The sequence below is a fragment of the Desulfobacula sp. genome (assembly GCF_014237455.1).
Lineage (GTDB): Bacteria > Desulfobacterota > Desulfobacteria > Desulfobacterales > Desulfobacteraceae > Desulfobacula.
On the sequence record NZ_JABZFL010000100.1, the window covers coordinates 1 to 9,279 of the forward strand.

At 45.7% G+C, this 9,279-nt stretch carries 8 protein-coding genes and 1 pseudogene; all 9 read left to right on the forward strand.

Features of this window, described 5'->3' with window-relative positions; genetic code table 11:
• Positions 1 to 2,392 (forward strand): molybdopterin cofactor-binding domain-containing protein (locus tag HGJ91_RS15235; protein ID WP_291348705.1); only part of this gene is annotated, 2,392 nt, incomplete at its 5' end.
• Positions 2,393 to 2,426: 34 nt separating this feature from the next.
• The gene (locus HGJ91_RS15240; protein WP_291348706.1) at positions 2,427 to 3,746 is read left to right on the forward strand and encodes a phenylacetate--CoA ligase family protein; all 1,320 of its coding nucleotides are present in this window, start codon (positions 2,427 to 2,429) and stop codon (positions 3,744 to 3,746) included.
• Positions 3,747 to 3,839: 93 nt separating this feature from the next.
• Positions 3,840 to 4,925: a TRAP transporter substrate-binding protein gene (locus HGJ91_RS15245; protein ID WP_291348707.1), complete on the forward strand. Its 1,086-nt coding sequence runs from the start codon at positions 3,840 to 3,842 to the stop codon at positions 4,923 to 4,925.
• 217 nt (positions 4,926 to 5,142) lie between these two features.
• Positions 5,143 to 5,619 (forward strand): TRAP transporter small permease, encoded by a 477-nt coding sequence (locus HGJ91_RS15250; protein ID WP_291348708.1) that lies wholly within the window; start codon positions 5,143 to 5,145, stop codon positions 5,617 to 5,619.
• The gene (locus HGJ91_RS15255) at positions 5,612 to 6,916 is read left to right on the forward strand and encodes a TRAP transporter large permease (protein ID WP_291348709.1); all 1,305 of its coding nucleotides are present in this window, start codon (positions 5,612 to 5,614) and stop codon (positions 6,914 to 6,916) included. Before HGJ91_RS15250 ends, HGJ91_RS15255 begins: the two co-directional genes overlap by 8 nt.
• 143 nt (positions 6,917 to 7,059) lie before the next feature.
• Positions 7,060 to 7,557 carry a response regulator gene (locus tag HGJ91_RS15260; RefSeq protein ID WP_291348710.1) on the forward strand — a complete coding sequence of 166 codons (498 nt, stop codon included), beginning with the start codon at positions 7,060 to 7,062 and terminating at the stop codon, positions 7,555 to 7,557.
• A gap of 10 nt (positions 7,558 to 7,567) precedes the next feature.
• Positions 7,568 to 8,890: a molybdopterin cofactor-binding domain-containing protein gene (locus HGJ91_RS15265; protein WP_291348711.1), complete on the forward strand. Its 1,323-nt coding sequence runs from the start codon at positions 7,568 to 7,570 to the stop codon at positions 8,888 to 8,890.
• Positions 8,881 to 9,012 carry a hypothetical protein gene (locus HGJ91_RS15270; RefSeq protein WP_291348712.1) on the forward strand — a complete coding sequence of 44 codons (132 nt, stop codon included), beginning with the start codon at positions 8,881 to 8,883 and terminating at the stop codon, positions 9,010 to 9,012. Before HGJ91_RS15265 ends, HGJ91_RS15270 begins: the two co-directional genes overlap by 10 nt.
• Positions 9,013 to 9,060: 48 nt before the next feature.
• Positions 9,061 to 9,279: pseudogene (locus tag HGJ91_RS15275) on the forward strand (hypothetical protein); the annotation flags it as partial.

A 9,279-nucleotide genomic window follows, 5' to 3' on the forward strand; every position in this document is an offset into this window, starting at 1 on the left:
GGACCCGCTGAAAATCGGCAGATTGACCGAAGACGGTCTGATGGACTGGAAAGATCGGGGAGAGTTACCCCAGGTCAAGGAGGGAGACCTGCTTGCAGATAACATTCCAGGCCCCAAAGGCAAGGAGGGCAAAGCGATCTACACAGTTGATATACAACTAAAGGGACAGCTGGTTGGAAGGATACTCAGAAGCCCTCATGCCCATGCACGGATACTGGACATCGACATCAGTCTTGCCTTGGGGGTACCGGGTGTCAAAGCTGTGATCACTGGTAAAGATACTTTGGGCATTAAACATGGCTTTGTTGAAACACCTCGTTATCCAGCAGATCAATATCCCCTGGCAATGGACAAGGTTCGATTTATTGGTGAAGAAGTTGCTGCAGTGGCAGCTACCGATGTATATGCTGCAGATAAAGCTTTGAGTCTTATAAAAGTGACATATGAACCCCTGCCCGCGGTCTTTGATCCTGAAGAAGCCATGATACCGGGGGCACCGGAAATTCATCCCTCCCATCCCAAAGTAAAGGAGGACCTGGTTAATATCGGAGGCAAAACTACTTCGGGCTGGGGTGATGTGGAAGCAGGGTTTCGAGAAGCTGACTATGTGAGAGAGGACCGGTTTGAAAGCCATCTTCGAACCCACGGATTCCTTGAGCCCCACGCCACTGTAGCCAGTTTTGAGGCAGACGGAAAATTGAATGTGTGGACATCTTCACAGGGGCCATTCATCAAACGGGCAAAGCTTGCCAAAACCCTGGGACTTCCACAGTCATCGGTAAGGGTGAAAAAAGCCTATGTTGGGGGTGCCTTTGGAGGGAAGATAGATCTATACACCCATGAATTCTGTGCAGCACTTCTCTCCATGAAAACGTCTAGACCCGTGGAAATCATTGCAACCCGTGAAGAAATATTCACTGCTTATCGTCACGGTCAACCCATGATTGTCACGGTAAAAACCGGCGTTAAAAAAGACGGTACTATCGTGGCGCAGGAGTTTGAAACTATCAATAATTCCGGGGGCTATCGCGGTAGCGGCGTGGTAGTCATCTTTCTGGTGTGGGGGTTTGCAATGGCCCCCTATCGAATTCCCAACATGAAATATAAAGGATACTCGGTTTATACCAACAATCCGATTCGATCTCCACAAAGGGGGCATGGCGCACCCCAGATGCGATTTGCAGTGGAATCTCAACTGGACATGATTGCAGCTGAGCTGGGCATCAGCCCCATTGACATTCGTTTGAAAAATGCAAGGATTTCAGGTGAAATGCTACCCAATGGTGATAATGTGCATAACTGCGGTCTTAAGGATTGTATTCTGGATATTGCCAAGCACACGAATTTTACAGCAAAATTCGGGATCAGCCGAACTGAAAAACAAGGACGGTACCGGAAAGGCATTGGCATTGGGGTCAGTGCCTACTTTGGGGGATCATTGATTTACCCCAATAGTTCATCAGTCATTGTAAAAATGAACGACGACGGAAGCGTATCTCTGCTGACGGGTTCCCTGGATATCGGACAGGGATCTGAAACCATACTGTGCCAGATTGTTGCAGAAGAACTTAAAATCCCCATAGAAGAGGTTCAAGTGTTTGCGGCCGATACTGAAACCACACCCGTGGATATTGGGGTGTGGATCAGCGGAAATGCCTATGTAACAGGTAATGCAGCCCGTGAAGCGGCAGGCGATGTCCGCCGAAAACTCATGACAATTGCTGCCGAAGAACTCAATGCCGACATTGAAAATTTGACATTCCAGAACAAACGCGTCTATATATCCGGCCAACCGGAACGTTCATTGTCATATGAAAAACTTATGGCCTTAAGCATTCAGAAACACAGAGGGGATTCTGTCATTGGAAATGGGCACTGGCGCACCATGAGAGACGTACCCACTCACCCGAGCCTTGCAACCACAAAGGGGAGATGGACTGAAAACTATGCCTTTGACGCCCAGACAGCCGAAGTGGAGGTGGATACTGAGACGGGGAACATCCGTCTGCTGAAGGCCGTGACCGCTCATGACTGTGGATTTCCCATCAACCCCCTTCAAGTGGAAGGGCAGATTGACGGTCAGGTATCAATGGCCCTAGGTCACGCATTCATGGAAGAGATAATGATGGAGAAAGGTCGCACCCTGAATCCGAGCTGGCTGGATTACCGGATGCCCTCCATCTGTAATATTGCGGACTCAGAACACATCGACGTGATCACGGAACGGTACCAGGTCGGGAAACCTTACCGAACCAAGGAGGTTGGTGAAGGTTATGTGTCCGCCATTTTGGCAGCAATTGCCAATGCCATATACGACGCCGTAGGTGTAAGACTCTTTTCAACACCGTTTACACCGGAAAAAATTTTAAAAGGTTTGGGAAAAATAAAATAGATATTTCCGTAGAAATCATAGAAAGGAATCTAACATGGAACAGGTAATGTATCGGAACAAAGAACTGGAAACGATGCCTCGCAGAGAAAGAGAATCGCTGCAACTTGAACGGTTCAGGGAACGCATGGCCTATGTTTATGATCGAAGCCCCATGTACAAAAAAAAATATGACCGGACAGGAATAAAACCATCCGATATTAAAACGCTGTCAGATATCTCCAAGGTTCCGTTTACGGTTAAAGAAGAATTATTAGAAAGCCAGAAAAGAAACCCGCCATGGGGTGAAATGATCTGTGTCCCCCCTGAGGACGGTGTAAGGGTCTTTCAAACGACGGGAACAACGGGCACACCCCTTAAAGTAATGATGAACAAAAAAGACTGGACAGAACATTCTTATGAACAATTCATGTATTTCATGAATGCCTACGGTATCAAAAGATCGGATATCCTATATGTGCCGTTTGGCTATGGGCTCTACATTGCCTGGTGGGGATTCCAAGCCGCCCTTGAACAGGCAGGGGTCATGATTGTTCCTGGCGGTGCACAGTCATCAAAGGACCGGGTGAAAAATATTTTCGAGTGGGGCGCTACCGTGATATGTGGCACTCCCACCTATCTTCTGCACCTTGGTGAAGTTGCGAAGAAAATGGAGATTTCTTTGGCCGACTCCCAGGTGGCAGTCGTTGTCGCAGCCGGAGAACCGGGAGCCAATATAGCGTCCACTAAAAAAGCCATCGAAGATACCTATGGCGCCAAATGCTACGACGATATAGGCTCCAGTGAGATCACCAATTTTGGTTTTGAATGTGTTGTCCAAAAGGGAACCCATGTTAATGAAAATATGTTTTATGCAGAATGCCTGGACCCGGTTACCCTTGAACCGGTGGAAGACGGTGAAGTGGGGGAACTGGTTCTCAGCAATCTATGCACGGAAACCATGCCCCTTATCCGTTATCGTATAAAAGATCTGGTGAAGTTTAACCGGGAACCCTGCGAATGTGGTCGAAGTTTCTTAAGGCTGGACGGCGGCATCCTGGGAAGATCCGACGACATGTTTCAATTTGGCGGTGTGAATGTATTCCCTTCTGCCATAGAGAATCTCCTTCGAGAAGTGGACAATTTTTCAAATGAGTACCAGATTATTGTCCCCAAAAAGGATAGCAAAAAACGCATAAAAATCCGCGTGGAACCGTTATCGGCTCAAGTGTCCCAGAAAGATATGCAAGATTCGGTCGAAAAGTTCATCGAGGATTTCAAGTACAGGGTTACGTTCACGCCAACTGTTGAAGTCGTTAAAGCAGGCGGGCTGCCACGGTTTGAAGGAAAGGCCAAAAGATTGATACGTGAAACCTGAAAATATAATTTATGAGTATGTTCAGCGCTTGGGATGGATAATGGACACGTCCCGTTATCCTGAATTTTTATTCAATCATAAGAGGAGTAGAAAATGAAAAAGACATGTTTTTGCAGGATGTCAGGAATTAAATCGAGTTTAATAATAGCGTTCATAGGACTGGTGATATGCAGTTTTATATTGCCCACTGTTGCCTTTTCAGGAGATACGATCAATCTGACCTATAGCGGATTTATGCCTCCCACCCACGCACAGAGTAAACTTGAAGCAACATGGTGCAAAGAGGTTGGTATTAGGACAAACGGAAGGGTAAAGATCGTACATTATCCCGGACAAACCTTGACCAAGGCCGCACAGAATTATCAGGGTGTAAAATCAGGCCTGTCGGATCTGGGATGTTCGGTCCTACAGTATACCCGGGGCCGGTTTCCTATGATGGACTTCATCAATCTGCCTCTGGGGTACCCAAATGGTCAGGTCGCAACGGCAATTATTAATGAAGTATATGAAAAGTTTGCACCAAAAGAATTAGATGAAGTAAAGGTACTTTATCTTCATGCCCATGGGCCCGGACTCATACACACCAAGGACAAAGCCGTCCATAAAATGGAAGATTTAAAAGGGCTTAAGATCCGTTCCCATGGCCCAACGGCCAGTATGGTTCAGGCGTTAGGAGGCACCCCTACAGCTTTTCCCATGAATGAATTATATCAATCTCTTCAAAAAGGGGTTGTCCAAGGTGGATTGTATCCTCTGGAATCAAACAAGGGATGGAAGATGGCGGAAGTTACGGATTATGTCATCGCCTGTTACCCTACAGCATATTCTTTAGGATTTTTCGTCGTCATGAACAAAGACAAATGGAATGCGTTGCCCGAAGAGGATCAAAAAATAATTGAAGGAATCAATGGAGAGTGGATTTTTAAACATGGAAAGGCATGGGAAGCCGGTGCCTTTGAAGGGGTCAATTTCCTGCTTCAAGCGGGTAATTCCATGATTGGTATCGGCCCCAAAGAAGCAAAAAGATGGAAGAAAGCCTGCGAACCCGTACTGCAGGATTATATTGATCTGAACAAGGAAAAAGGTCTTTCCGGCAAAGAGGTCCTTAAATATGTAACAACACGGTTGGCAGAAAATGAAAAAGGAAAGTTTGAAAGCAAGTACATGGAGAAAAATTAACAGGAGTGCTTAAGGCTTTTAACCCCATGTATTTTAAACCATCATAATATAATTTCGGCGCAGAGTTTTAAGGTGACTGTACATTTTACTGATGCAGCACTTTTTTTCCAGGATTGAATTGTCTTGTCACTTATGACTCTGCGGCTGTAAATATAAATCAAAAATATGCTTAAAAAGAATCAACAAAAATATTGAATCTGTTCTCTGGAGATAAAACATGAAAATTGCAAGATGGCTGTCTGATATTCTCAAGAAGGCGGGTGGCATATGTCTGATCGGTATGATGCTTTTGACATGTGCCGATGTAGTGGGCAGCTTTTTTGGACATCCCCTTCTTGGATCTGAAGAATTAACCGGCATGGGTGCATTTCTGTTACTTGCATTTGCCCTTCCTTCCACGGAGATGGAAAAGGGGCATGTGGGTGTGGATCTTCTCCACATGCTTTTACCGCAGCGAATCAAGAGGATAAATGATTGCACAGTCGCCTTTATCTCGTTTGCTTTTTTCTGTCTTGTTGCCTGGCAATGCTGGCTATATGCAGACGAAGTCGGTGAGGCCGGGCAAGTCTCCGCAACCCTCCAGTTTCCCACTTTTTATCTCATATACGGGGTATCTTTCGCATGCGGCATCCTGGCGCTGGTTATATTTATTGAGCTGCTAACCCTATTTAAAGGAACGGTCCCAAATGAGTGAACACACTATCGTCGGCATCATCGGTATCTTTTTTCTGATTGCCATGCTTTTTTCCCGTATGGCGGTGGCTTATGTTATGGCCATAGTTGGTTTTATCGGGTATTCTTACCTGACCAACCTACAGGTTGGAATGCGACTTGTTTCAACTGATATTTTCAGTGTTTTCTCATCTTATGGTTTGACCCTGATACCCTTATTCGTATTCATGGGATATATCGCTTTTTACTCGGGTGTAAGCAGTTCGCTGTATGATGTGGCTTACAAGTTTGTAGGAAGAGTCCGCGGGGGGCTTGCCATGGCCACCGTAATGGCGTGTGCAGCATTTGGTGCGGTTTGCGGATCTGCTACGGCCACAACTGCTACTATGGGAACCATTGGTCTCCCGGAGATGAAACGGTATAAATACGGCGCCGAACTTTCTACGGGTTGCGTAGCTTCCGGAGGTGGGCTTGGGGCATTGATGCCACCCAGTGTGGTACTTATCATATACGGTATTTTGACGGAACAGTCCATTGGAGCATTGTTTATTGCAGGTGTTCTTCCTGCCATTTTTATGACCTTTTTATTTATGGTGGCCATCAGAATTTATTGTATATTCAAACCAGAGCAGGGGCCCAAAGGTGAAAAATTTACTATCAAAGAGATGATTCTTTCATTGGGGGAACTCTGGGAAACCCTTGCCGTATTCCTGTTTGTCATGGGGGGGCTGGTCACCGGTTTGTTTACACCGACAAAATCAGGTGCAGTCGGGGCCTTTACCATCCTTATGATTGTCATGCTCCGACGCAAGCTCTCCTGGGAGGACTTTAAAAATGCAATATACGGCACGCTTAAAATATCCTGTATGGTCATCATGCTTATTGCCGGTGCCACTGTTTTTGGTCATTTTCTTGCGCTGACAAGAATTCCCCTTGAACTGGCCACTGTAGTCGGCACGCTCGACCTGCCGCCCTGGATCATCATCGGCCTGATTTGTTTTATCTACCTTCTGGGCGGATGCTTTATCGATTCAATGGCTTTGATCATGCTCACCATCCCTATTTTTTATCCCATTGTCGTCAATTTAGGATATGATCCTATCTGGTTTGGTATCATTATTGTACTGGTTACCCATATGGGCATTATCACACCTCCGGTAGGTACCGCTGTCTATATTACAAGAGGGATCGCCAAAGATGTCCCCCTTTTAACTATTTTCAAGGGGTCTTTTCCATTCCTCCTGGCTTTAATTGTCGGTACGGCGGTAATGATCGCCTTCCCTGAAACCGTGACCTTTTTACCGAATTTAATAAATTGATGTTTATGGGGAAAGACCGTATGGAGAAGAATAAAAGTCAAAAACACTTCAGGAACGGCTCTTACTCGTGAAACGACACGGGTCAAAAGGGACAAAAAAAGGCAACTGCAAAAGACAGTTCCATAGTTTGAAGGAGAGATGCGATGGACACCAGAAAGTTACTTGAGGGGAAAAAAATTCTCATCGTTGATGATGAACCCGATGTGCTCGATTCATTAATTGAACTATTGAGTTCATGTAAAATAGACACGGCATCATCTTATGATGAAGGTAAACAGATGCTGGAAAATCAACATTATGACATGGCGGTTCTGGATATTATGGGAGTAAATGGATTCGAGTTACTTAAGATCGCAAATAACCAGGGAATTCCTGCATTTATGCTCACGGCGAATGCATTAACAGAAGAGAGTCTTGAGAAATCCGTCAATTCCGGAGCAGTCTATTTTGCACCCAAAGAGAAAATGATTGATATTGACGTTCTTATTGCCGATGTATTTGAAGCACTGGATAATCAAAAAAATCCATGGGAGAAATTGTTAGAAAGGCTGGGTGGGTTTTACGACAAGAGGTTTAAGGGACAGAACTGGAGAGAACAGGAGGACAAATTTTTAAAAAATCACATGAATAAATTCTATTAATATTAATGCAGTGGGTATATGTATAATTATTTTAAAGTCTCATCAGGTCCTTGCAAGGGAAACCACCTGCTATATAGGCGGGGGTGCCTATTCCAGCACAGGACCCATTGCCACAAGTGTCCCCTTTCTTTCCATGGAACAGGCCTATCGCATGGGAAGTGTCAGGTACAATGGATATCGAATCTATACCAACAAACCCATCCGGGGCATGATCAGAACCCATGGACGGGGATTTGCCTGTGGGATAGATCTCCAGCTAGACATGATTGCAGACCACCTTGGCATTGATCCTGTGGAAATGAGACTGAAAAATTCCCGGCAGCCGGGTGAATATACCAGTACTAAATTCTATGTGGATTTGTGCGCCATGGATGAAACCATCCACAAGGCCGTTGAAAAATCAGGGTTCAAGAAAAAATGGGGCAAACTGCCCCCCTTCCACGGGATCGGTATGGGTACCAATTCCGTGCAGACGGAATTTCCCATGGGGATCCGCGGGGGATCCCAATCCTTTATCAAATTCAATGAAGACGGGGAGGCAACGGTCATGTCAGGGGTTGTGGACAATGGCCAGGGCAATGACAATATGCTGATCCAGATTGCAGCTGAAGAACTGGGGCTTTTACCCGAAGACATCCACCTGGTGTCAGCGGATACGGAAACCACCTCGTCTGATCCAGGGTCCTATTCCCAGGTATCCACCTTTGTGGGGGGCCATGCTGTAAAAATCGCGGCCCAGAACTGTCGGGAAAAACTTTTTAACGTGGCTGCCAAAGCCTTAAAGGTGAATCCAGACCAGCTTGCAGCTAAAAATCGTTTGATTTTTGTCAAAGATGATCCTGGCTCGAAGAGAGGCAAAGCATCAAAATCCATCCCCATTAAAAAAGTGGTGAGAATCGCTCTGTTAAACTATACCTCTGTTAATGCCGAAGGCGGGTACTGGCCCAAGGTGGACATGAAACGCGAATGGGTTAAAAACCCCTATGGTCAGATGTGTGAAGCCTTTTCATTCGGCACCACCATTGTCGAGGTCAAGGTAGACCCTGATACAGGTCAAGTTGAGGTGCTGGAAGTCACGGTGGCCCAGGATGTGGGGTATGGGATCAATCCTCTGGTCCTTGAAGGCCAGTTTGAAGGTGCCCTGACCATGGGCGGACAGGTGGTATGCTCACAGAATACCATGAATGGAAGGATGGCCGGTGCATCAATACCAACATGCTGGATTATAAACTGCCCCTGGCCTGTGATATGCCGCCTAAAATCAATAATATCATTGTGGAATCCCTTGATCCCAAAGGACCCTACGGGGCCAAGGAAGCCGGCATGTCCATAGCCATGTCAGCTGCCCAGGGATACGCGGCTGCCGTGAGTAATGCTATTGGTGTTTACATGGACTCTTTTCCCTTAACCCCGGACAAGATACTGGCTGCCATTAAAGGGAAAACCCAAAAATAATTCACCAGGAAAAACGTAAAAAAAATTGATTGCGATCAGGATACATAAATGAAGAAAATTAGAGTTGAAGATGCCATTGGAACCGTTCTATCCCACGACATGACACGAATCATCCGGGGGAAATTCAAAGGGGTGGGATTTAAAAAGGCTGAAGTTTCCCATTTTTTATCAGAGATATATTCGAAGTTGACCACATCTACCTCAAAAGTATATGCGAAGATATACTATAAAATCAATTGGTTATGGCAAAGAAAATTTGTTTTTGTA